This window comes from Caproiciproducens lactatisolvens (genome assembly GCF_052443335.1).
GTDB lineage: Bacteria > Bacillota > Clostridia > Oscillospirales > Acutalibacteraceae > Caproiciproducens.
In genome coordinates this window covers 2,896,420-2,920,879 of the sequence record NZ_CP195750.1, presented here as the reverse complement: position 1 = coordinate 2,920,879, position 24,460 = coordinate 2,896,420, and the positions used below count along the sequence as shown (strand labels likewise).

The 24,460-nt window shown below is 57.0% G+C and carries 19 protein-coding genes; 15 read left to right on the top strand and 4 right to left on the bottom strand.

Going from position 1 to position 24,460, the window contains the following annotated elements; translation table 11 throughout:
- Positions 1–71: 71 nt before the first annotated feature.
- The 8 genes from ACRQV7_RS14400 to ACRQV7_RS14365 all read left to right on the top strand — a co-directional run bounded on the left by ACRQV7_RS14400 (position 72) and on the right by ACRQV7_RS14365 (position 11,086).
- Positions 72–1,850, top strand: a complete 1,779-nt coding sequence (locus tag ACRQV7_RS14400) for a cache domain-containing sensor histidine kinase (protein WP_444658772.1) — start codon at positions 72–74, stop codon at positions 1,848–1,850.
- Positions 1,851–1,867: 17 nt separating this feature from the next.
- The gene (locus ACRQV7_RS14395) at positions 1,868–3,085 is read left to right on the top strand and encodes a response regulator transcription factor (protein ID WP_444658771.1); all 1,218 of its coding nucleotides are present in this window, start codon (positions 1,868–1,870) and stop codon (positions 3,083–3,085) included.
- 11 nt (positions 3,086–3,096) lie between these two features.
- Complete coding sequence (locus tag ACRQV7_RS14390) at positions 3,097–4,959, top strand: substrate-binding domain-containing protein (RefSeq protein ID WP_444658770.1); 1,863 nt, start codon at positions 3,097–3,099, stop codon at positions 4,957–4,959.
- Positions 4,960–5,162: 203 nt separating this feature from the next.
- On the top strand, positions 5,163–6,158 hold the full coding sequence (gene sppA / locus ACRQV7_RS14385; protein ID WP_444658768.1) for a signal peptide peptidase SppA: 996 nt from the start codon (positions 5,163–5,165) through the stop codon (positions 6,156–6,158).
- On the top strand, positions 6,139–6,780 hold the full coding sequence (locus tag ACRQV7_RS14380) for an RDD family protein (protein ID WP_444658766.1): 642 nt from the start codon (positions 6,139–6,141) through the stop codon (positions 6,778–6,780). Before sppA ends, ACRQV7_RS14380 begins: the two co-directional genes overlap by 20 nt.
- Positions 6,781–6,930: 150 nt before the next feature.
- Positions 6,931–8,142, top strand: a complete 1,212-nt coding sequence (dpaL, locus tag ACRQV7_RS14375) for a diaminopropionate ammonia-lyase (RefSeq protein ID WP_444658764.1) — start codon at positions 6,931–6,933, stop codon at positions 8,140–8,142.
- Between the two features lie 54 nt (positions 8,143–8,196).
- Positions 8,197–9,396, top strand: coding sequence for a YgeY family selenium metabolism-linked hydrolase (locus tag ACRQV7_RS14370; protein ID WP_444658762.1), 1,200 nt, complete (start codon positions 8,197–8,199; stop codon positions 9,394–9,396).
- Positions 9,397–9,625: 229 nt separating this feature from the next.
- Positions 9,626–11,086 carry a leucyl aminopeptidase gene (locus ACRQV7_RS14365; protein WP_444658760.1) on the top strand — a complete coding sequence of 487 codons (1,461 nt, stop codon included), beginning with the start codon at positions 9,626–9,628 and terminating at the stop codon, positions 11,084–11,086.
- 85 nt (positions 11,087–11,171) lie between these two features.
- Here ACRQV7_RS14365 and ACRQV7_RS14360 read toward each other — a convergent pair whose 3' ends face one another.
- The 4 genes from ACRQV7_RS14360 to ACRQV7_RS14345 all read right to left on the bottom strand — a co-directional run bounded on the left by ACRQV7_RS14360 (position 11,172) and on the right by ACRQV7_RS14345 (position 14,958).
- A complete protein-coding gene (locus ACRQV7_RS14360; protein WP_275713270.1) occupies positions 11,172–11,810 on the bottom strand; it encodes an SGNH/GDSL hydrolase family protein in 639 nt (212 codons plus the stop codon).
- Positions 11,807–12,934 (bottom strand): phosphotransferase enzyme family protein, encoded by a 1,128-nt coding sequence (locus ACRQV7_RS14355; protein ID WP_444658758.1) that lies wholly within the window; start codon positions 12,932–12,934, stop codon positions 11,807–11,809. The genes ACRQV7_RS14360 and ACRQV7_RS14355 overlap by 4 nt, the downstream gene beginning before the upstream one ends.
- Entirely contained in the window at positions 12,931–13,860 is a 930-nt protein-coding gene (locus ACRQV7_RS14350) for a sugar phosphate nucleotidyltransferase (RefSeq protein WP_444658756.1), read from the bottom strand. The genes ACRQV7_RS14355 and ACRQV7_RS14350 overlap by 4 nt, the downstream gene beginning before the upstream one ends.
- Before the next feature lie 183 nt (positions 13,861–14,043).
- Entirely contained in the window at positions 14,044–14,958 is a 915-nt protein-coding gene (locus ACRQV7_RS14345; protein ID WP_444658753.1) for an AraC family transcriptional regulator, read from the bottom strand.
- Positions 14,959–15,506: 548 nt separating this feature from the next.
- Here ACRQV7_RS14345 and ACRQV7_RS14340 point away from each other — a divergent pair.
- The 7 genes from ACRQV7_RS14340 (at position 15,507) to ACRQV7_RS14310 (ending at position 24,414) form a co-directional block, all read left to right on the top strand.
- Complete coding sequence (locus tag ACRQV7_RS14340) at positions 15,507–16,805, top strand: ABC transporter substrate-binding protein (RefSeq protein ID WP_275713278.1); 1,299 nt, start codon at positions 15,507–15,509, stop codon at positions 16,803–16,805.
- An 82-nt stretch (positions 16,806–16,887) separates the two neighbouring features.
- Positions 16,888–17,799 (top strand): carbohydrate ABC transporter permease, encoded by a 912-nt coding sequence (locus ACRQV7_RS14335; RefSeq protein ID WP_275713279.1) that lies wholly within the window; start codon positions 16,888–16,890, stop codon positions 17,797–17,799.
- 13 nt (positions 17,800–17,812) lie between these two features.
- A complete protein-coding gene (locus ACRQV7_RS14330) occupies positions 17,813–18,679 on the top strand; it encodes a carbohydrate ABC transporter permease (protein WP_275713281.1) in 867 nt (288 codons plus the stop codon).
- Between the two features lie 41 nt (positions 18,680–18,720).
- Positions 18,721–20,754, top strand: coding sequence for a DUF5107 domain-containing protein (locus ACRQV7_RS14325; protein WP_444658750.1), 2,034 nt, complete (start codon positions 18,721–18,723; stop codon positions 20,752–20,754).
- Between the two features lie 175 nt (positions 20,755–20,929).
- Entirely contained in the window at positions 20,930–22,102 is a 1,173-nt protein-coding gene (locus ACRQV7_RS14320) for an iron-containing alcohol dehydrogenase (RefSeq protein WP_444658748.1), read from the top strand.
- Positions 22,103–22,351: 249 nt separating this feature from the next.
- On the top strand, positions 22,352–23,686 hold the full coding sequence (locus tag ACRQV7_RS14315) for an FG-GAP repeat domain-containing protein (RefSeq protein WP_444658746.1): 1,335 nt from the start codon (positions 22,352–22,354) through the stop codon (positions 23,684–23,686).
- 23 nt (positions 23,687–23,709) lie between these two features.
- Positions 23,710–24,414, top strand: coding sequence for a response regulator transcription factor (locus ACRQV7_RS14310; RefSeq protein ID WP_275713287.1), 705 nt, complete (start codon positions 23,710–23,712; stop codon positions 24,412–24,414).
- The last annotated feature ends 46 nt before the right edge of the window (positions 24,415–24,460 follow it).

Here is a 24,460-nt window from a genome sequence, read left to right as displayed (position 1 = left end):
ATTTTTTCTTAAATATTATATAATATACACAACTCTTGATTCAAAAATCAGCAGCCGATGAGGTGAGCGTCTTGCGAAAGATATTGGACAAATTTTTGAACATCCGGTTCCGGAACAAAATGGTACTGTCCTATCTTTTTATGGCGCTCATTCCGTTTGCTGTTTTTTCCATTGTCAGCGGACTTGTGTTTGTCAACCAGGCGCAGCAGACCGCAATGGACCACACCGCCCAGACGATCAATCAGGTGTGCGACTCCATCGACGTATACATCGGGACGATTGAAAAAACCGCGAATTATATTTCGGTTGAGCTGAAAAACAACGAGTTCTGGAACCTTCAGTCGGAGGAAGATCCGAAGTGGAAAACGCAGACCGGCCAGATCAGGGAGCTTCTGCAGAATATCGCTTCTTCCCACGACGAGATCGCCGGAATCCTGATCGCCACCAGAAACGACCTCTATGTCAGTACCGGCATGTCCCGGATTTCCCGCGATTCGTTCCGGAACGAGTCCTGGTACCGTCAGGCGGAGCAGTCCCCGGAGGAAATCCGCCTCATCAGCGACGCGACGGGCAGGAACATCGTCACCAATCAGGACTACAGCGTGGACGACGTTTTTTCGCTTACCAAGGCGGTCAGGGACCCCAAAACCGGGGAAGTGCTGGGCGTGATCCTGTTCGATATCCGTCACGACATCATCAAGAAGTCCATCAACAGCGTCACCATCGGCGAAAAGGGCTTTGTGTTTGTCACGGATGTGGACAACAGCATTGTCTATGCTCCGGTCAACGACGTGGTGTACCGCGTCAGCCCGCTCTGGCTCGGCGGCAGCGGAAACGCGTTTGTCACCGCGAATATCCGGGGCGGGAACTACCAGATTCATTCCGAGAAATCGGAATACACCGGCTGGCGCACGGTGGGGGTGTTTTCCAACGACGAGGTCATGGCGGGCGTCAACACCATCGTTTATATCCTGCTCGGATGCGTCCTGTTTACGGTGCTGTTCGTGCTGTTTTCTTCCTTTGAGCTCGCCAAAACCATTACAAAACCCATTTTCAAGCTGCAGACCCTGATGAAGCAGGCGGAGGGCGGCGACCTTTCGGTGCGCTTCAACAGCAAATACAACGATGAGATCGGCGAACTGGGCCTGAGCTTCAACCATATGATCGACCAGATCGGGAACCTGATCCGCATGGTGTACGTCGAGCAGCAGAACAAGCGGTTTGCCGAGCTGAAATCCCTGCAGGAGCAGATCAAGCCGCATTTTCTGTACAATACGCTGGACACCATCAGCTGGATGGCGAGGGACTACGGGGCAGGCGACATCGTCCGGCTGGTCGACGCGCTGACCAGCATGTTCCGCATCGGGCTGAGCCACGGCAAGGATATGATCACCATCCGGGAGGAAATCACCCACGTGTCCAACTATCTGTATATTCAGAAAATCCGCTATAAGGATAAGCTGAATTACCGGATCGAGGTGAATGAAAAGCTCGCCGGCTGCAAGGTCCCCAAGCTGATTCTGCAGCCTCTGGTCGAAAACGCCATCTATCACGGCGTCAAGGAAAAGCGCGGGGGCGGCACCATTGCGGTGACCGCGCACAGGAAGGGGAATCTGGTGGTTTTCAGGGTGCACGACGACGGCGCGGGGATTCCCGCCGACCGGCTGGAGCTGCTGAACCATCAGCTGAACAACCATACGGAGCTGGACCAGAAACAGAGCTTCGGCCTCTTTTACATTCAGGAAAGGATCCAGCTGTGCTACGGAAAGGAGTACGGAATCTCCATAGAGAGCCGGGAGGGCGAGGAGACCACGGTGACGGTGATCCTTCCGGCGGATGACGGCGGCTGAGCGAAAGGAGAGGAGATATGTATAAGGTGCTGATCGCGGACGATGAAGAGATCATCCGCAGAGGGATCGCCGGCCTTTTGAAGCAGGACCGGGAAATGCAGGTGGTGGCGCAGGCGGAGGACGGGGAAACCGCGCTGGAGCTTGCGGGAAAATTCGCGCCCGACCTGCTGTTCGTCGATATCAACATGCCGTTTCTGAACGGCATCCAGTTTATTGAAAAGCTGAAGGGCGTTTTAGAGGACGCGCTCGTCGTCGTCATCACCGGGTACGACGATTTTCAGTATGTCCAGAGTGCGCTGCGGCTGGGCGTTTACGATTATCTGCTGAAGCCGATCATGGAGGATGTGTTTTATCGGTCGCTGGACCGCGCCAAGGAAGAACTGAAAAGGAGCCGGGAGCAGACGAAGTACCTGGAATGGGCGAAAGTGCTCCTTGAAAAAAACAAGGCGAAGCTGACGGAGAATTTTTTAAATGACTGGCTCGGCGGCCATTTCTGTGAAGAGGAAATCGACGAGCGGATCAGCTTTCTGAAATTGAAGTTCCCGGAAGCGTTCGGCGTCGTCGTCGCCGGGCTGGACTATAAAAACAATATGGAAATCGGCGGGGACTGGAACGACGACCTGCTTTATTACGCGGCGGAAAATATTGCGCGGGAGCTTTTCCAGCCGTTTTGCCCGGCCGCCCTTTTCCGCAATCCGGCGGGGAACCTGGTGATGATTTCCTCCTGCCAGCCGCAGGACGCCTGGCAGGACACGGTGAAGCAGCTTCGCAGCCTGCTGGAGCAGCATCTGCCCGTGCGGGCGACGCTGGCGCAGGCGGAGGGAACCGGACGGCGGGAAATTCCCGCGGAATATGAACGTGCCCTCGGTCGCTTTTACGAACTGATGGAGGTCCCCCAGCTGATCAAGGACGTTCAGAATTACATTGACGAAAATTATAAGAACGAGGAATTTTCGCTTCAGGACGCGGCCTGCGCGTTCCATGTGTCCCCCCAGCATCTGAGCCGCGTTTTCCGCCATTCCATGGGGATCACCTTTGTGGATTACGTGACCCGTGCCCGTATCCGCAAGGCGATCGAGTTGCTTTCCAACGAGGAAATGAAGATTTATGAAATCGCCGAGCTGACGGGGTATTCCAGCCAGCACTATTTCAGCAGCGCCTTTAAAAAGGTGCTCGGTGTTTCCCCGGCGGAGTACCGGAAGAACGGGCAGAGTAAAATGTCTGTGGCAATGTGAGGGTAAGGGAAATGAGAAAACGGATGCGAGGCTTTCTTGCGGCGCTGCTCTGCGCCGCGGTTCTGCTTTCCCTGTTCCCCGGCTGCAGCAGGCGGGAGCCGGAGAAGGTGGAGTACCTGATCGGGGTTTCCCAGGCGAACATGAGGGAATCGTGGAGGCTGGCGCTCATCAGGGAGCTGAAGGAGGAAGCCGGGAAGCATCCCGGAGTCCGGCTGATTTTTACGGACGCCACGCAGAACAGCGACAAGCAGATCGCGGATATCCGGCGGCTGCTCGCGTGCGGGGTCGATCTGCTGATCGTATCGCCCTGCGACGTGAAAAAGATCACCCCTGTGGTCAGCGGCGTGTACAAATCGATCCCGGTCATCGTGATGGACCGTGTGGTGGAGGGCTACGATTATTCCCTGTTTATCGGGCCGGACAACCGCAGCATCGGCAAACAGGCGGGGGAGTCCGTGCTGCGTATGCTGGACGGGATTCCGGGCGGCGTGCTGGAAATCTGCGGAAGCACGGGCTCCCAAACGAGCGCGGAGCGCAGCGAGGGCTTCCAGAGCTTTCTGAAACCGTACCGCCAGCTCGGCATCCGCAAAATTTCCATTGAGAACGAATCGCGCGACAGCACGGAGGACTATCTGCTGGCAAACAGGGAGAAGCTGAACGGGGTGCGGGTCATTTTTGCGCACAACGATTACATGGCCTTAGGCGCCTGCCGCGCCATTGAAAAGCTGGGGCTGAAAAATATCCGGATTATCGGGGTGGACGGCTTCACCGGGGAAAACGACGGGATCGGGCTGGTCAAAAAGGGCATGATCGACGAGACCATCACCTGCCCGACCGGCGGGCGGGAGGCGATCCGGTTTTCCCTGGATATCCTTCAGAATGTGGCCGGCGTGCCGAAGCAGGAAATCCTGCACAGCCATAAAGTGACGAAAGAAAACGTGGACGCGTTTGAGGAAAACCTGAACAAGCCGCAGATTCCTCCTCCGCAGACCATCCGCGTGGGCTACGCGCAGGTGGGGACGGAAAGCGCGTGGCGCCTTGCCAATACGGAATCCATTCAGTCCGCGGCAAAGGAATTCGGAATCCAACTCTTTTATGAGAACGCCGACCAGTCGCAGCAGCGGCAGATAGAGGCGCTCCGGAAATTTATCGCCATGAAGGTGGACGTGATCGTCCTTTCCCCGGTGATCGACAGCGGCTGGGACGAGGTGCTGCGGGAAGCGAAGGAGGCCGGCATCCCGGTGATTTTGTCCGACCGCGAAATCACGGTGAAGGACGACGGCATGTTCCTGACCTTTATCGGGGCCGATTTCGTGGAGGAGGGCCGCCGCGCCATGCGCTGGATCGCGCAGAACGTTCCCTCCGGCGGGAAAAAGGGCGGAGTCCGCATTATGGAGCTTCAGGGGACGGTGGGCGCGTCGCCCGCCGTGGAGCGGACCGTCGGCTTTGAGGAGATTTTAAGGGAATATTCCGGATATCGGATCGTTTATTCGCGCAGCGGGGACTTTACCTACGACGGCGGAAAGCGGATTGTGGAGGAGTACCTGAAAAACCGTAAATGGGATATCGACGTGGTTTACGCCCACAATGACGATATGGCGCTCGGCGCGGCGGAGGCGCTGGAGAAAAACGGGATCGCTCCCGGAAAGGACGTAAAGATCATTTCCATCGACGGCACAAAGAACGCGCTGAACGCCATTCTGAAAGGGAAAATGAACTGCGTGGTGGAGTGCAACCCCCTGCTCGGCCCGCAGCTGATGAAAGCGATTACCGACCTGATGTCCGGCAAGGAGCTTCCCCTGCGGATCATTACCGACGAAAAGGTCTTTACCAAAGAAAATACGGAGGAAACCATTCAGAGCAGGAAGTACTGAAACCGGTCTTTACAGGAATATAATATAAGCAGCGGTTCCGTTGTCGGCGGGGCTGCTGTTTTTACCATTTAAAGGATGTTAGGGGGAAATACTTGACAAATATGCGGGGGGAGCATACAATCAATTGTATTAACTGATTAGTACAGTTTGGAGAATCATTGAAATCGAGGGCTCCGCAAAGCGGAGAAAAGGAGAAAGGGAAAATGAACAAAAAGCAGATCGCGGGATTGGTTGCGGCGGCATTGGTCTTCGTCTTCGTATGCGGCGCCAATTTGCTGGTCAAAAACGCCGCGGAGAGCCAGAACAAAAAGGCGCTTGCCGAAAGCCTGCTGGATTCCGTCGGCTCAAAGGTGACGCTTCCGTTCGAGCCGTTTGTCGGGGTGGTCAAGGTGGACGGCACGATCATGAAGTCGTCCTCTTCGTCGTCTCTGTTCCCGACGGAAGGGTACGACCATGAAAAGACGCTCAGCCTGATCGACCAGTACCAGCAGTCCGGAGAAAACAGGGGCATCCTGCTCTATGTCAACACGCCGGGCGGAAGCGTGTACGAAACGGATGAGCTGTACCAGCGGCTGCTAAAGTACAAAAAGGACACCGGCCGCCCGGTCTGGACCTATATGGCCAACGAAGCCTGCTCAGGCGGATACTATGTTTCCATGGCTTCGGATAAAATCTATGCGAACCGGAACACCTGGACGGGTTCCATCGGCGTGATTCTGTCGCTGTCCAACTACAAGGGGCTGATGGATAAGCTCGGCGTGGACACCATCCTGTTTACCAGCGGGCCGAACAAATCCATGGGTAATCCGGGCGTGGACGTGACACAGGAGCAGAAGAAGATTTTTCAGAGTCTGGTGGACGAATCCTACGAGCAGTTTGTGGGGATCGTCGCGCAGGGCCGGAACATGAGCGCGGAGACGGTCAAGCCGATCGCGGACGGGCGCATCTATACGGCGCAGCAGGCGCTTGACCTCAAGCTGATCGACGGCATACAGAACTATGAGGATACGCAGTCCCGGATGGAAGAAGAACTTGGGGAAGACGTGGCTTTCTTCACACCGAAAAACAGCGAGCTTGCTTTGAGCTCCCTGTTTTCCATGGCGAAAAGCTACACCAGCACCGATGTGGATAAGGTGAAGGAATTCCTACAATCACAGGAGAGCGGGGTGCCGATGTATTATGCAGTCACAGGAAAATAACAACCCGGCCTGCGGCGGATTTTTCGTCCGCCTGGCGGCGTACCTCATCGATCTGCTGCTTGTGGGAACGATGCTGCTGATCGTGAAGATTCCCATGTTTTTCGTGCGGCTCAGTCACCCGGACAATTTCCTGACCAGCCCCCTGCTGTTCCGGTTCAGCCTGCTGGACATTCTGCTGTATCTGGCCGCTTCCGCCTATTTTGTGATTTTGACCTATCAGACGGGCGCTACCGTGGGAAAACGGCTGATGAACCTTCGGGTCGTTTCGGTTGACGGCGGGCCGCTCACCCTGCTGAACGTCCTTTACAGGGAAACCGTCGGGCGGTATCTGTCGTCCCTGCTGTTTGTCGGCTATATCCTGGTGGGATTAAACAATGAAAAACGAGGCCTGCACGACATGATCTGCGACACCAAAGTGGTTTATGTCTGCAAATGCATGCAGCTGCCCCCCAGGCGGGCGTATCAGCCCATGCCCGCGTATATGCCGTATTACGGGCAGCCCGTGGCCCCGGTGCCGCCGCAGCAGGTGCCGGCCGCGCCGGAACGGAACCCCGCGGATGACGGGAGCGCGGACAGCGGGCAGGAGGGTGCCGACGGCCCAGCCGATGGCCCGCAGGAATGATGCGGTCCCTTTCTGTGATAAATTTTCAAAATGGAATGACATTCCGGGGATTTTGCCTTATAATAAAACCATACAGACATCGGTCTTTTTGAGTACAACGGCAATGCGGTCGCTACGGCGGCCGCATTTTGCTTTTCAGGAGGTAGTGAGATGAGTATCAGATGGGTTCCCAACCGGATTCCCAAAACGGACGACCGTTATCTGCGGGTCATGTCCCTGCAGAATGTGGAAAAGGCCGCCGCCTTCCACAGGAGCTTTCCGCAGTATGCCCCAACGCCGCTTTTGCCGCTTACCCATATGGCCCGGCTGCTTGGGCTGGGCGGAATTTATGTCAAGGATGAATCCCGCCGCTTCGGCTTAAACGCCTTTAAGGTGCTGGGCGGCTCCTACGCCATAGGGCGGTTTATCGCGCAGAGGCTGAAAAGGGATGTTTCGGAGCTGCCGTATGAGGTGCTGATTTCCCAAAAGCTGAAGGAGGAATTCGGAAGCTTTACCTTCTTTACCGCCACCGACGGGAATCACGGGCGCGGCGTGGCCTGGTCGGCCAATCGGCTCGGCCAAAAGGCGGTTGTGTTTATGCCGAAGGGGTCCTCTCCGGTCCGGCTGGAAAACATCCGCAAAGAGGGCGCCGCGGCGACGATAGAGGACGCGAACTACGACGAATGCGTCCGCATCGCGGCCGCGCAGAGCGCAAAGACGCCGAACAGCGTGGTAATTCAGGACACCGCGTGGGAAGGCTACGAGGAAATTCCGACTTGGATTATGCAGGGGTACGGCACCATGGCTTCGGAAGCGGACGCGCAGCTGAAAGGGTTCGGTGTGGAACACCCGACCCACATTTTCATTCAGGCCGGGGTAGGGTCCCTTGCCGCCGCCGTGCAGGGATATTTTGCAAACCTGTTTCCGGGGCATTGCCCGGTTACGGTGATTGTGGAACCGGACGCCGCCGACTGCATTTACCGCTCCGCCGCCGTGGGCGACGGACAGATCCGCGCTGTCCGGGGGGACATGAAGACCATCATGGCGGGGCTCGCCTGCGGCGAACCCAACACCATCGGCTGGGATATCCTGAAAAACCACAGTGCTTATTTCGTTTCCTGCTCCGATGAAATCACGGCGAAGGGGATGCGCACTCTGGGCGCGCCGCTCAGAGGGGACCCCCAGGTGATTTCGGGGGAATCCGGCGCGGTGACCATGGGCCTGCTTTGCGCGGCTATGGAGCGCGAGACGCTGAAGGATCTTCGGAGGGCCCTCGGGCTGGATGAAAATTCACGGGTGCTGCTGTTTTCCACCGAGGGGGACACGGACCCGGAAAAATACCGCAGGATTGTCCACGACGGGGAATACCCGTCGTTCCTGTGACGGCTGCGGGGAACGCATACCAAACGACCAATTCAACCACAGGAGGGAACGGATATGATACCGGACTATCGGGAGATTCGCCGCAGGGCACAGGGCTATGAGGCCGCGATGACCGCATTTCTGCGCGATCTGATCGCAATCCCGGGGGAAAGCGGAAAAGAAAAGCAGGTGATTGCGCGCATTGTCCGTGAGATGCGCGCGCTGGAATTTGACCGGGTCGACGTCGACCCGATGGGAAACGTTCTGGGCCGCATGGGCGCGGGGGAAAAGCTGATCGCCTATGACGCGCACATCGATACCGTGGGGACCGGCGACCGGAGCAACTGGAGCTTTGACCCGTATGAGGGCTATGAAACCGATACGGAGATAGGCGGGCTCGGCGCCTCCGACCAGCTGGGCGGGATGGTCAGCGCGGTCTACGGGGCGAAAATCATGAAGGACATGGGCCTTCTTTCCGAAAAATACACCGTGCTGGTGACCGGCACGGTGCAGGAGGAGGACTGCGACGGGCTCTGCTGGCAGTATCTCCATCAGGAGGACAAAATCACCCCGGAGTTTGTCGTCAGCACCGAGCCGACCGGCGGCATCCTCTGCCGCGGGCAGCGCGGGCGGATGGAAATCCGGGTGGAGGTAAAGGGCGTGTCCTGCCACGGCTCCGCCCCGGAGCGCGGGGACAACGCCATCTACAAGATGGCCGACATCCTTCAGGACATCCGCGGGCTGAATGAACGGCTTCCCGCCGACCCGTTCCTCGGGAAGGGGACCGTCACCGTTTCGGAAATTTTCTTTAACTCCCCGTCCCGCTGCGCGGTCGCGGATTTCTGCGCCGTTTCGCTCGACCGCCGCCTCACCGGCGGAGAAACGTATGAAACGGCGCTGGAGGAGGTGCGCGGCCTGGAGTCCTGCCAAAAGTACGGGGCGTCCGTCACGGTGTATACCTATGAGCGCCCCAGCTACACCGGCCTGACGTATCCCACCGACTGCTACTTTCCGGCCTGGGTGCTCCCGGAGGACGCGCCCGCCCTGCGGGCCGCGGTGGAAGCGCACAGGGGCCTTTACGGAGAGCCGGAGGTCGGAAAATGGACGTTTTCCACGAACGGCGTTTCCATCATGGGCCGCTATGGCATCCCCTGCGTCGGCTTCGGCCCCGGGAAAGAGAAAGAGGCCCATTCTCCCGACGAGAAGACCTGGAAGCAGGACCTTGTCCGGTGCGCCGCCGTCTACGCGGCGATCCCTTCCGTTTACTGCGGATAACCGCGCCCTGTTTGTACGATCAAAAGTCCTGTCCGGCTGAAATCGCCGCGTCAAAAACACCCGGAGTACATAGTACTCCGGGTGTTTTTTTTACCGGGGACAATGCTGTCCACGACAGTTTCTCCAAACAGGCCCGAAGACCTGTTGATTTTTGTCGAAGGTATGCTATGATAGAAATATCACGACGCAGGCGGGTCCCTCCGCCCTCCGCTGGAGACGGGGAGGGAGCTTGCCGCAGAAACGGAAGGACAGTATGATCGATATTCAGATAGGCTCCTTTAAGGAAGCACAGATATTATTTCTCTATGAGGACGCGGACCACACCTCGCTGCCGGTCCAAAAAATGTTCCGGGCGGAATTTCTCGAAAGCTTTCCGTTCTGTCAGGATTCCCGCCTGACCCTCTATATCGGGCTGGGGAAACGCGGGGAACTGAGCGCCCGCAGAATGACGGACGCCGTCGCCAAGGGTGCCCGGGAGCTCCGGAGGCTTCATCAGTACGAGGCGGAAATCAATCTGTCCGCAATGGTGCCCGTCTGCGGGCTGGATTGTATCCGCAGCGCGGTTTTGGGCGTCAAGCTGGGTCTGTATGATTACGCCCCGTACCGGGCGGACAGCCGGGAGGATTCCTTCCGCTTCTTTCTGCACGGGATTCCGCAGCGCCTGACGGAAACGGCGGAGGAATACCTGGAAAAGGCCGTCAATCTGGCGGACAGCGTGGTGCTGGCCCGCAACCTTGTCAACGCCCCCGCCAATCGGATGACCCCGTCCATCATGGCGGACACCCTGAGACGGGAAGCGGGAAAATGCGGGGTGCAGGCCGAGATCCTGGACGAAAAGGAGTCCGGGCGGCTGGGAATGTCCGCGTTTTTGACGGTCGGCAGCAGCAGCGCGAACCCGCCGCGCCTGATTGTTCTGCGCTATCTTGCGGATCCCCAGTCCCCGCTGAGGACCGCGCTGGTGGGAAAGGGAGTTACCTGCGACACGGGCGGATACTGCCTGAAAAGCAAGGACTCCATGCTGGGCATCAAGGGGGATATGGCCGGCGGCGCGGCGGTGGCGGGCGCGATTTTCGCCCTTGCGCGAAATCAGGTGAAAACGAACGCCGTGGCTGTGATCCCGGCCTGTGAAAACCGTATTTCCAGACAGAGCTTCCTTCCGGGGGACGTCGTTCGGTCCATGTCCGGCAAGACGATCGAAATCCGGAACACGGACGCGGAAGGCAGGCTGATTCTGGCGGACGCCGTTACATACGCCATCCGTGCGGAGGGTACGACCAGGGTGCTGGATATCGCTACGCTGACGGGCGCGGTTGTGGGCGCGCTCGGCTTTACCACGGCGGGCGTCCTGACGGACAGCGACCAGCTGTGGGACGACCTGTCCGCGGCGGCGCGCGTTTCCGGCGAACAGTACTGGCGGCTGCCTATTTTCCCGGAGTATGAGGAAATGGTGAAAAGCAGGATTGCCGACGTCAAAAATATGGGCGAGCATTATTGCGGGACGATTTCCGCCGGTTTATTTATCCGGGAGTTTACGGAGCATCTGCCGTGGATCCATCTGGACATTGCCGGAACGGCGTGGGTGGACAAGCCGGTTTTCGAGCATCAGTCGGCCGGCGCCACCGGCGCGGGAGTCACCACGCTTTACGACCTGCTCAATACGGAAGGACAGTGCAGCGGGCAGAAAATATAAAAAGAACAGGAGCCGCACCAGTTGGCGCGGTTCCTGTTTTCGGGGACTCTATCAAAATAAGGGAATATTCAAAACTTTGCGGCATTCAGCCGTTTGGAAAAATCTCGCGGATTTTCTGTTCGATCAGCTCCGCCATCTTCCGGTGGCCCGCCTGCGTGTAATGGATGCCGTCTTCCGGGCCGACTTCCACGCTTCGGCCCGGATTCAGAAAATGCACGCGGTTCCGTTTTGCGGTCTGCTCATACTCTTCCGCCAGCAGAAGGCTGTTTTTCATTCCTTCGCCGAACATCAGGCGCCAGGCGCGGATCCCCACGTCGGCGATGGGGACCGGCGCGACCAGAAGCACCTGCGGGGCGCCTCCTTCGCTGCCGGACTCCGATTTTAAAATCGTCCGGATCAGATTTTCCATACCCGACGCAATGTCGCACACGGGCAGGGAAAAACGCTTTTTCAGATCGTTTGTGCCCAGCATGATGACAACCAGGTCCAGCGGCTTGTGGCTTTCCAGACAGGGGAGAAGGTAAGTTTTGCCGTTTTTATATTCCTCAATCGGGTCGTCCCAGACGGTCGTTCTGCCGCCCAGCCCTTCTTCGATCACATCGTACCCGCCGCCAAGCAGCTTTTGCAGCAGGCCGGTCCAGCGGACGTCCCGCGCGTATCTGCCCGTCATGCCGGGTTTCATCCCGTAGGTATTGGAATCGCCGTAGCAAAGAATATTTCTCATTTCTTCAGCCCCTGTTTGCAGTATTGGCCGACGATTTTGGCCATAACGCCCCACTGCCGGTCCATTTCCTCCACCAGCCGGAACTGGGTCCGGGCGCGGTCAAGGTTGTGGCTCCCGCGGCTGATCTTGAAATAGGTGTCGCCGGCAAGATAATCCGCCAGAAAGCGGATACCGCATTCCAGCGTCATCATCTTCGCGCCGTCGGGCAGCCTTCTGATTTCCTCGTCGGTCAGCACCTTTCCCGCGACTTCCAGAAAGCCTTTGGTATACGCTTCAAACAGCCCGAGGTCAAAATGTACCTTGGACAGATCCCGTTCGTCCTCCGCCGCCGTGCTCGCCCCGAAGCGGATGGAGTCGCCGAAATCGTACAGGGAAAGGCCGGGCATCACTGTGTCCAGGTCAATGACGCATACGCCTTTTCCGGTTTCGCTGTCGACCAGCACGTTGTTCAGCTTGGTGTCGTTGTGGGTGACCCGCAGGGGAAGCTCCCCCCGCGCCTGCATATCCACCAGAAGACGGGTGTAGTCCTCCTGCCCGAGCACGAAAGCAATTTCCTCTTTCACACCGGCCGCTCTGCCTTTTACGTCCGCGGCGAGCGCCTCTTTAAACTGGAGGATGCGGTTCGGCGTGTCGTGGAACAGCGGGATGGTTTCGTGGAGCGTAGCCGCCGGATAGTCGGCTAAAAGCAGCTGGAACCGGCCGAAGGCCCGGGCGGTGTTGTAAAATTCCTCTTTGGTCCTTGTCTGCTGAAGGGTCACGGTGTTCTCGATAAAATAATAGGAGCGCCAGTAGCCGCCGTCCCCGTCGACATAATAGTACGCGCCGTCCCGTGTGGGAATCAGGTTCAGCGTTTCGCGGTAAGGGTCGCCGCCGGCAGCGGCGATGGCTTTGTGCAGGTAACGGGTAACGCCTATCACGTTTTCCATCAGCTCCGCCGGCTTGCGGAACACGTTGGTGTTGATCCGCTGAAGGATGTATCTGCGGGTTTGTTCCTCAAGCTGGAAAAAGACGGAAAAGGTGTCGTTGATATGTCCGCTTCCATAGGGCAGGATTCCCACATACTGGCCCTCGAACTGAAATTTCTCCGCGATCGCGGGAAGAAGCTCCTTTTTCACCGGTTTCATGTATTGCCCTCCCAAAGCTTATCAGGATAGATCCCCTGTTTTCTCATTTTACGGATTGCTTCCGCCACCACCGGTTTGTCCTCGCGGTAGGTGACCCCGTACCATTTGTCCGGGGACCGCAGCACTTTTACGCTGGCTTTTTTGCCCTTGAGCAGCTCATCCACCACGGTGGGCAGGAAGAACTCTGCTTTCAGCGGGTCCTTTTCTAAAGCGCTGTCCAGAAACGCGGGAAACCTTGCCGCGATTTCCCCAAGGATCGATTCGGAAAAGCCCCACAGATTCATGGAGACGACGCTTCCCCCGGGGATGGTTACCCACGTGTTTCCGCCGTCCTCGGTGTACTGGGCCGCGTTTCCCCGCTTTTCAATGTGGGTGCGTTCGTGGATATCCTCCAGAAATCCGTCCGGGGTGGCGACGCAGACGCCCCTTGCCACATGGCCGTGGTCCGTCAGCGTGTTTTTTAGCGTGTAGCCCACCATCGCGTAACGGTACAGCCCGTCGTCCCGGCTGTGGAGAAGAGTATCGTAAATCAGGCGGAACGCGTTTTTTCCGTAATAATCGTCGGCGTTGATCACCGCGAAGGGCCCGTCGATCGCGTCGCGGCAGCAGAGCACCGCGTGCGCGGTGCCCCAGGGCTTCCCGCGCCCGGGCGGCACCCGGTACCCCTCGGGCAGTACGCCGACCTCCTGATACGCGTATTTTACCTCTATGATTTTGGACATTCTGTCCCCGATAATTTCTTTAAAATCCGCCTCAATGGATTTCTTGATCAAAAAAACAACCTTTTTGAAGCCGGCCTTTACCGCGTCGTAAAGCGAAAAATCGATGATGATCTCCCCGTTGTCCCCCACGGGGTCAATCTGCTTCGGACCGCCGTATCTGCTGCCCATTCCCGCCGCCATGACAACGAGTACAGGTTCCTTCATGCTGCATTCTCCTTTGTACATTTGCTTTTTTACACTCTCTGCCCTTATTTTAGAGGATGATTGCTTTAAAATAAATATCTTATCCATCACAAAATTTGCACAAAAAATCATTTTTGCACAAAAAGAATCCGCCCGGGATTCCCGGACGGGCCGTATTTTCTGCTGTTCTGTTATGGATCGGCATCACTCAAAATGGGGCGGGCGGCCTTTTTGGCTGTCGGTCCGCAGCTTGACGGAGGAAGAGTACTCCGAGGGGGTCATCCCGGTCACCTTTTTGAAATGGCGGGAGAAGTAATGGATGGACGAGTACCCGAGGTCGTTCGCGATTTCGGTGAAATTCTTCGTCCCCTCGCGGATGGACTGCTTGGCGCTGTCCACCTTCATTTTCCCGAAGTATTCCATCACGCCGCCGCCGGTTTTTTCGCGGAACACCTTCTGGAGGAAGGAACAGCCGCACATGTTGTCCCGGCACACGTCGCTCAGGGTGACCTTGCTGTGTATGTTCTGGTTCAGGTACGCCACGATCCGGGAAAAGGTGTCCTGACCCGATTTTTCCTTAATGGAGGAGGAAACGCGTTCCTCGCCGACCCCGCCTTTCCGGATCAGGCTGATGAGCATCAGCTCCAGACAGAGCTTGATGACCTGTTCCGAAGCAAAAGCGCCTTTGCCGCTGCGCACCAGCTCCTTCATATCCACATCGTCCAGCGGGGAGGAAAAGGCGTCGAAGGATTCCTCGATCACGCGGCCGAGCAGGTCGCGTTCAAAATCGCCCACCTTCAGAATCTTGTTGTCGAAGAAATGCATGGCGGGGGAGTCGCATTTGAACGTGATGACCACAAGGTTCGGCGCGATCACGCCGTTGGCCCACAGGCTGTGAAATTCATAGGGCTTGTGGAAAATGATGTCGCCCTTTTTCAGCACATAGTTGGTGTTTCCGGCGGTCACGTCCACCTGCCCCTTGTCCACGTACAGGAATTCCCAGAAATTGTGGGTTTCGCCCGGAAAATAGAAATCGCTGTTGTACTCAAAATAATGGACGGTGATCAGTTCGTTGATTACGATTTCCTGATTCAAAAAGGTGCTTACAAATTGCGTCATCAGTCTCAGCTCCTTACCTGCGTCAAGCCTTTTATAATATTTAATCATAACATTCCTTTTCTCTGTAAATATTTCAATACGGAAATATCCGGGATGGGAACCACCGCCCGGGGAAGGTTTGTCATTCTGCGCATAAAATTTGTACAATGTCCGTTTTCCGGTGCTTTTAGCCGTTTTGCGAATTGACAAATGAAATGGCCGTGCTATAATACGAGCAACACAAGGCAAAGGCGCTGCGTTCGGCTGAACGGGGCGTTTTTTTTGTTTCCGGGGAGTAAGCTGATACGGAATTTGTCGCGGGCCGGGGTCCGCCCGCAAGACAGGAGAAAATCGCCGCCTGTGAAAGCAAAAGACCTTTTGTGCAACTTAAATGGATTGTGCAAATTTAATGCAAAAAATTCTAAATCAATATTGGTGAAAACACCGTAAAATAGGGATGTTGAACGGCGAATTGGATAAAAATGAAACATTGAAATCCGATTTATTGGTCAATATGCAATTAGTAGGTGTGCCTCAAATTCAAAACATAAAACTTAGGAGGTCTGAAAATGAAAAAGAAATTATGTTCTCTTATGGCCATCGTTTTAATCTGCGCCATGGCGCTCGGCGGCTGCGGCGGAGCTGCTCAGTCATCGGCCCCGGCTGCTTCCGGCGAAGCGCCGGCCGGAGACGCGAAGAGCGACGTAACCGTTACTTATTACTCCATGTGGAACGAAACCGAGCCGCAGGGACAGACCATTGCGGAAGCGGCGGAAGCCTTCAAGGAGAAGACGGGCATCACCGTCGACATCAACTGGCAGGGCCGCGATATCCGCAAGACCCTTCAGCCCGCGCTGGACGCCGGACAGGAAGTCGACCTTTTTGACGAGGACCTCGAGCGTGTAAACGGCACATGGGGCAAATATCTGCTCAATGTGGAGGATCTGGCCGCCAAGTCCTACGACACTACGGACGGCAAACCGCTGACCGACGTGATCAACAAGAAGCTGGTCGACCTTGCCCGGTCCCTCGGGCCGGACGGAAAGCTTTCCACCATCCCTTACCAGCCGTCCACCTTCCTTGTCATGTACAACAAGGACATCTTCAAGACAGCCGGAATTACGGCGGTTCCGAAGACCTGGGAAGAGTGGCTCGACGCCTGCGCCAAGATCAAGGCGGCCGGCAAAACCCCGATTACCGTGGACGACGCGTATATGGCTTCTTTGTTCGGCTACCATATGGCCCGCCTGATCGGCAAGGATAAGACGCTTGCCATGGTGGAAAACAAGAAGATCGACGATCCCGCCGTTCAGACCTTCGGCGAGCAGTGGAAGGAAATGTACGACAAGGGCTACATATCCAAGAACGCGGCCGGCAATATCTATCCCGCGGGCCAGCAGGAAGTCGCAAGCGGAGACGTGGCCATGTATCTGAACGGGACCTGGCTCCCGAATGAAATCAAAAATTCCGCTCCGGCGGACTTCAACTGGGGAACCTTCGCGTATCCGGCGGTCGGCAAGGACGGCGACGGCCCGGAGGCCAACCAGTACGGCGCGCAGTGCTTCGGCATCAATAAGGACAGCAAGCACGCGGAGGAGGCCTTCCAATTCATCGTCTTTATGACCACCGGCGAATGGGACAACAAGCTTGCGGCGGAGTCCATCGGCGTTCCGATGGCGAACGACGCAACGTGGCCGACGCAGCTTGCGGACGCCAAGGCGGTTCTGGACGCGACCACCACCCGGTATCCCTGGGCGGTCGGCATGGAAAACGACGCGGACATCAACGCGAAGATCAAGACCAATTTCGCCCTGCTTGTCAGCGGCAAGCTTGACGCGAAGGGCTTTGCGGACGCAATGAAGAAATAATTCAATCACACAACGGCGGGGAAAGGGCGGCATCGTGTTTACGCTGCCGCCCTTTTGTCCATGGAATTCTCGGGAGGTTCTTATGAAAACAAAAAATAAATCAATGATTGTTATTTTTCTGGCACCCGCGATTTTTCTGTACACCATGGTTTTCCTGTACCCTACCATAAGGACCGTCATTATGAGCTTCTTTAAAGTAGAGGGCGTTACGGACGCCGTCTCGGCATGGAAGTTTAACGGGCTGGGGAATTTCAGGACCCTTTTCCATACGCCCCTTTTTATGAGCGCGCTGCAGAATATCAGCCTGATCTGGCTTGTGGGCGGCGTCGGCGTCATGCTGGTCTCGCTGCTTTTCGGGGTGATCCTCACCAGCGGAGTCCACGGGAAAAGCTTTTTCCGCTCCGTGATCTACCTGCCGAACGTCATTTCGGCGGTCGCCATGGGGACCATGTGGATCAACTATGTTTACAATCCCAATTTCGGCCTTCTCAGCTCGATCCTGAAGACCCTCGGCTTTTCGGAAGCGGCCGCCACGCAGTGGACCGGCCCGGAAATGGTGTTCTGGAGCATGCTCGTCGCCTACTGCTTCGGCATGGTGGGGTACCATATGCTGATCTGGATGAGCGGGATCGAGCGGATCCCGGTGGATTTTTACGAGGCCGCCACCATCGAGGGGGCCAACGTGTTCCAGCGGTTTTCAAAAATTACGCTTCCCCTTCTGAAGGGGGTCTGCCGCACGAATATCGTGCTCTGGACCGTCAGCACCATGGCTTTCTTTGTATGGAGCCAGCTGTTTTCGCCCGTGAATCTGAGCGCGAGCACCGTCACGCCGATGTCCTATATGTATGAGCTGGTGTTCGGCGCAAGCAACTCGGCCATTACGGTGCGCGATTCCGGAGCGGGCGCGGCGATCGGCGTTATCCTGACCATTGTGGTCGTGATCGTCTTTCTGTTTACGCAGCTCATTGTCCGTCACGACGACGTTGAGCTTTAAGGGGGAATGAACAATGGCTAATAAAAAAATCAGGCAGAAAACAAATTGGAAAAAAGAACTGGCCCTTGCTCCGGGCTATCTGATCGTCGGAATCTGGGTCGTTTTTACCTTTGTGCTGATCGGCTGGATTATCCTGGCGTCATTCTCCACTACCAGAGAGATTTTTGACGGCAACCTGTTCAAATTCGCAACCGGGCTGCACCCGGAAAACTACGTGAAGGCGTGGAAAACGCATAAGGTATCCAGCTATTTTATGAATTCCCTTGTCTACACGCTGATTTCCTGCACGGTTGTCATTATCGTTGCCGCGCCGGCTGCCTATGTGCTCAGCCGCTTCAAGTTCCGCGGCAACGGGTTTCTCCAGAACTTATTCGCGACCGCGCTGGGGATTCCCGCGATCATGATTATCATGCCCCTGTTCGCGCTGTTCAGCCAGATGCATGTCAACCAGTCCAGGGGGCTGCTGATTTTCCTTTACATAGCGATCAACGTCCCGTTTACCGTCTTCTTCCTGAATACCTTTTTCCACAATCTTTCGGTTACGTTTGAGGAGGCCGCGGCCATCGACGGCTGTTCGCCCATGAAAACGTTCTGGATGATCATGCTGCCGCTGGCGCAGCCCGGTATCATCACGGTGACGATCTTCAACTTCATCACCATCTGGAACGAGTATTTTATTTCCCTGATTTTCGCCAATACGGCAAAGACCCGCCCGGTCGCCGTCGGCCTGTACTCCATGATCCAGTCCATGCGCTATACGGGGGACTGGGGCGGCATGTTCGCGGCGGTGGTCATTGTGTTCCTGCCGACGTTCATTCTGTATATCTTCCTTTCGGAAAAGATCATTGCCAGCGTGACCGGCGGAGCCATCAAAGGGTAAGTCCGGCATTGCGGTCAATAAAACAAGGGAGGACGTTTTGATTGAAAATTTATCCGTCGCTGCTGAAAATACCCGGCGCCGCGCTGAAAAACGGCAATCCTCTGCCGCGCTTTCGCGACCGCGCGCAGGAGAAGCCCCTGATCGACGCGGGCCTGCTGGAAAGCGAGAAAAAGGGCTTCGCCTACCAGACCGGTTTCCGCGAGCTGCCCTATACGGTTCAGGACAGCTTTCACCGAGACCTGAAGCCGCGGGAGCTGAAAACCGTCGTTATGGAGAACGATTTTCTGCGCGCTGTCTTCCTTGCCGATTTCGGCGGGCGGCTGTGGTCGCTTTTCGACAAAAAGGCGGGACACGAGCTCCTGTTTTCCAACCCGGTTTTCCGCCTTGCCAACCTTGCGATCCGCAACGCGTGGTTTTCCGGCGGCATCGAGTGGAATCTGGGGCAGTTCGGCCACACCTGCCTGACCTGCGAGCCGATGTTTTTCGCCCGATGCACGGGAAAGGACGGGGAGCCGTTTCTGCGCATGTACGAGTACGAGCGGCAGAAATGCTTCTTCCTGCAGATCGATTTCCACCTGCCGGAGGATTCCGACCGGCTGTTCGCCCATGTGAAAATCCTCAATACGCAGCCCCGTGCGGTGCCGCTTTACTGGTGGACCAATATCGCGGTGCGCGAGGAACGGAATGTCCGCGTCCTGTCGCAGAGCGACGGGGTCATCTGCATCCGGCCGGAAACCATGGGCTCGCAGAATTCCGCCCACGGCTTTGCCCACGACACCATGCCGTATCTGAAAAGCCTGAACGGGCTGGACGCGAGCTATCCGCAGAACCTCACGTATTCCAGCGAATATTTCTTCCAGAACCGGCACGCTCTGTCCGACGCGTGGGAGGCGGCGGTGTACGACGACGGCTCCGCGTTCTGGGAACGCTCCACCGCGGCGCTGTGCTACCGGAAAATGTTCTGCTGGGGCATGCAGCGCGGGGGCTGCCACTGGAAGGACTTCCTTTCGCGGGACGGGGAAGGGAACTACCTTGAGATTCAGGCGGGCTTATCCCCTTCGCAGGTGCACGGCGGGGACATCGGGCCGAACGGCTGTGTGCGGTTCACACAGGTTTTCGGCGGGATGGAGGCCGACACACAGAAAGCCTTTGGTGACTGGGAAGCCTCCAAGCAGTATATTCACGGCCTGATCGACAGCCGCCTGAGCGGGGAAGAGCTGCTGCGGACGGACAGCCTCTGCGAAGCGCTGGAGGATACCCCGCCGGACGAGGTGCTGCATTTCGGCAGCGGCTGGGGCGCGCTGGAAGCTGCCCGCGATCCGGAGATGATTCCGAAGGGCCTCGTTTTCCCAAAGGAGACGCTCGGCGAAAAGCAGGCGCCGTGGCTCGCCCTGCTGCAGACGGGCCGGATGCCCGAACAGGAAAAGGGACTGCCCGTCTCCTGGATGACGGATTCCCGCTGGACGGCGCTTCTGGCCGCTTCTCTAAAAAAAGAGGAAAACAGAAGCGCACAGGCGCTGCTTCACCTGGGGCTGATGCTTTACGAGAGCGGCAAATGGCGGGAGGGAATCGGCGCGATGGAGCAGTCCCTTGCCATTTGTCCCACCGCGATTTGCTGCCGGAATCTGGCGCAGGCCATGGTGCAGGACAACCGGCTGGAAGCGGCCTGCTCCTATATGGAACAGGCGCTGGCTCTGGGCGGCGCCGAACAGTCCGAGGTCATGGCGCAGGACGCGATCGACATCTTCACAAAGGCCGGACGCTGGCAGAAGGCGTGGGACTGCTACTGCGCGCTTCCGGATTCGCTGAAGGCCGGGGAGCGGGTGCGGCTGAACACCATGCGCGCCGCCTTTGAGCTGGAGAAGTGGGATTTTCTAAAGGAACAGTTTGCTTTTCCTTTCGCCGTGATGCGGGAGGGGGAGACCATGCTGCTCGACACCTGGTTCATGACGCAGGCCGTGCGGCTGGCGCGGCAGAGGGGGGAGTCGGACTGGAGAACGCTTCTGGACGAAGCGCGGGCCACGCTCGACCCGCCCTACAATCTGGATTTCCGTATGACGCTGCCTTCACGCTGAAAAAGCGCGTTCTTTACAGGGCGCCGCAGGGGTTTGCTGAATCCCCGCGGCGCCCTGATTTTTTTAATAAAAGTCCGGGCATAATTCTTATAAATTTTTTTACTATTGACTTAGAGCGTACTTGAAGGTTTAACATAAAATCAGTAAAAAATCATCAGAGAAGGAGAACGTTGTTATGGAAAGGTTTGACTATTATATTCCCACGCGCATTCTGTTCGGCAGAGGGCAGCTGAACCGTTTAAGCCGGCAGGTCCTGCCGGGGAAAAAAGCGCTGATCGTCACTTCCGGCGGGACTTCCGTCAAAAAGTTCGGCTATCTGCAGAGGCTGGAGGAACAGCTTGACAAGGCCAGTGTGGAGCACAGGCTGTTTGATAAGATCCTTCCCAACCCGATCAGGGAGCATGTGATGGAAGGCGCCCGCACGGCGCGGGAAAACGGCTGTGATTTTGTCATCGGTCTGGGAGGCGGAAGCAGCATAGACGCGGCCAAAGCCATCGCGGTCATGGCGGTCAACGAGGGCGATTATTGGGACTATGTGTCCGGCGGAAGCGGAAAGGGGCTGCCCGTCCCGAACGACCCGCTGCCCGTGGTGGCGATCACCACAACCGCGGGAACCGGTACGGAGGCGGACCCGTGGACGGTCACGACCAAGACGGACACCAATGAAAAGATCGGCTTCGGCTATGACAAGACTTTTCCCGTCCTGTCCATTGTCGATTCCGAACTGATGATGAGCGTTCCCGCGCACCTGACGGCCTATCAGGGATTCGACGCGCTGTTCCACAGCACGGAGGGATACCTGAACAAAACGGCGAACGCCATGAGCGACATTTACGCGCTGAAGGCGATTGAGCTGATCGGCAGAAGCCTTGCGGCGGCGGTCAGAAACGGGGACGATGCGGCGGCAAGGGACGACGTCGCGCTCGCGAACACGCTGTCCGGCATGGTGGAGTCGACCTCCGGCTGTACCTCCGAGCATTCGCTGGAGCACGCGCTAAGCGCGTTCCATCCGAACCTTCCGCACGGCGCGGGCCTGATTATGATCAGCCGGGAGTACTATACGCATTTTGCCGGATGCCCGGCCTGCGCGGAGCGCATGACCGCCATGGCCAGGGCGCTGGGGAAAACGGATGCTTCCAGGCCGACGGACTTTGTCGAAGCGCTGGCCGCGCTGCAGCAGGCCTGCGGCGTCGGCGGCCTGAAGATGAGCGATTACGGAATCAAGCCGGAGGATCTGGAAAAATACGAGGCGAACGCGAGAGAGACCATGGGCGGCCTTTTCGAGGTCGACCCGGTGCCGCTTTCCAGGGACGACAGCCTTGCGATACTGAAAAACTCCTACAGATAGCCGTCCCGGACCGGCGAAAAAACCGCGCGGGGCCGGAGCCTCCCTCCGTGAGGGAGGTGGCGTGTTTGGCGCGCCGGAGGGAGTGACGACTCTCTCAAAGAGGAAGCCAAAAAGCAAAAAGCGACTTTATCGACAAGCTGACGCGCCGAGCTTTGCCCGGCGCGCTTTTCGTAACATAATTGATACTGTTCATTTTTGGTATATAATGATATAATAAATAATCAATATAAAAAAGAAAGGCGTGGTGAAATGAAGCTGAGAGCCGTTGCGATGGCGCTTGTAATGGCGGTGACCCTGTCGGGCTGCTCCTTTATCGGCCTTGACGCCCAGACGCTGATGCACCCGCCGAAACCGACCGGGGAAAAAGCGGATATTCACGCGCTGCTGGAAAGCAAAACCGACGGGAAGATGACGCTGAAATATCCGAAAAGCGGGGACTACCGCTCCGCGATTATCACGCACGACCTGTGCGGCGATAAAAACGACGAGGCCATGGCGATTTACCAGAAGGAAGACGAGACCTCCGGAACCAACATCATGTTCATGAAAAAGGACGGAAAATGGGTGGATATGGGCTTCTTCAGCAATCCCGCCGCCCAGGTGGACAAAGTCTGCTTCGGCGACCTTGACGGCGATGGAAAGAGCGAGGCCGTCGTGGGCTGGGGCAGCAGCCTGAACAATACCAGCACCATCTGCGTCTATTATTATAAAAACGGGAAAATGAACGAGCTGAAGCTGGAACAGACCTATACCGAGCTTGCGGTAATGGATTTTGACGGCGACGGCAGGGACGAGATTTTCACCGCCAACACCAGCGTGGGCGACCAGCCCGCGCTTGCCCGGCTGTTCCGGGTCAAGGACGGCGCCGTGGAGGTAATGGGCTCCTGCCGTATGGACGGCGGCGTCACGAAATACGCCTCCGTGAAGGCCGGGCTGATCAACGAGCGTCAGAACGGCATTGTTCTGGACGGGATCAAAAACGAGGGCTCCCTCGTGACGGAGCTCCTATACTGGGACCAGAAGACAAAGCGCCTGAAATCCCCGTTTTACGACGTGAAAACGCAGACGGCCAATTATACGATGCGCAATACGTCCGTTGTTTCAAAGGATATCAACGGCGATAAAATCATAGAAGTTCCGATCGTCAGCCTGATGCCGGGCCACAACGGTGAGAAAACGGATGACGCGGACTATATTACCAACTGGCACCGTTACGACACCCAGACCAACACGTTTGTCCGGGTGATGAGCATGGTCCTGAATTATTCCGACGGCTACTGGTTTCTGGTACCGGACATGTGGCGCGGCAAAGTGACCACCAAAACGGATACCGTGACGCGTATGATTACGTTTTACCGGTGGAATGCGAAGGGGAAAAATTCGGGGACCCTCGGCCCGGCGCTTCTGAAAATTCAGGCGTTTTCTCAGAAGGAATGGGACAGCGGCACAGGAACGGCCGGCTTTTACAAGTTGCTTGACTCTGACAATCTGGTATTTGCAGCCAGCTCCCCGTCGCCGGACGACGCGCTTTCCCTCAGCATCGGCGACGTGAAAAACAGCTTTGAGCTGATCAGCCAGGATTAAATCAGGATAATGGAGGAACGGGTATGAAAAATATCCTTGTTGCCGAAGACGAACAGGCAATCCGGGAATTTGTAGTAATCAATCTGAAACGGGCCGGCTACAATGCTTTTGAAGCGGCCAGCGGGGACGAGGCGCTCGCGGTTTACGACCGGGAAGCGGGCAATATCGACGTGGCGGTGCTGGACATCATGATGCCCGGCAACAGGGACGGCCTTGCCGTCTGTAAGGAGCTGCGGCAGAAAAGCGGCTCCATCGGCATCATCCTTCTGACCGCGCGCACACAGGAAATGGATAAGGTCAGCGGCCTGATGATGGGCGCCGACGACTATGTGACAAAACCGTTCAGCCCCAGCGAGCTCGTCGCCAGGGTGGACGCGGTGTACCGCCGCGTCGCGCTGGAGCAGATGAGGAACGAAAACAACTTCAAGGAGGAAATCCGCTCCGGGGAATTCGCGCTCAACCTGCGCAACCGCACCCTGATGAAGAAGGGCGTGCCGATCGAGCTGACGCAGGTGGAGTTTCAGATCATGGAGTATTTCTTTTCCAATCCGGCCACCGCGCTCGACCGCTCCGATATTTTAAAGCATGTGTGGGGGGACGCGTATTTCGGCGAGGAGAAGATTGTGGACGTGAACATCCGCCGCCTGCGCATGAAGGTGGAGGACGAACCCTCCAACCCCAAGCACATCGTCACGGTCTGGGGGCTGGGGTACAAGTGGGAGGCATAGCCTTCCCGGGGCAGACTAACGATCGTTAAGGAAAGGGGAAATCGGC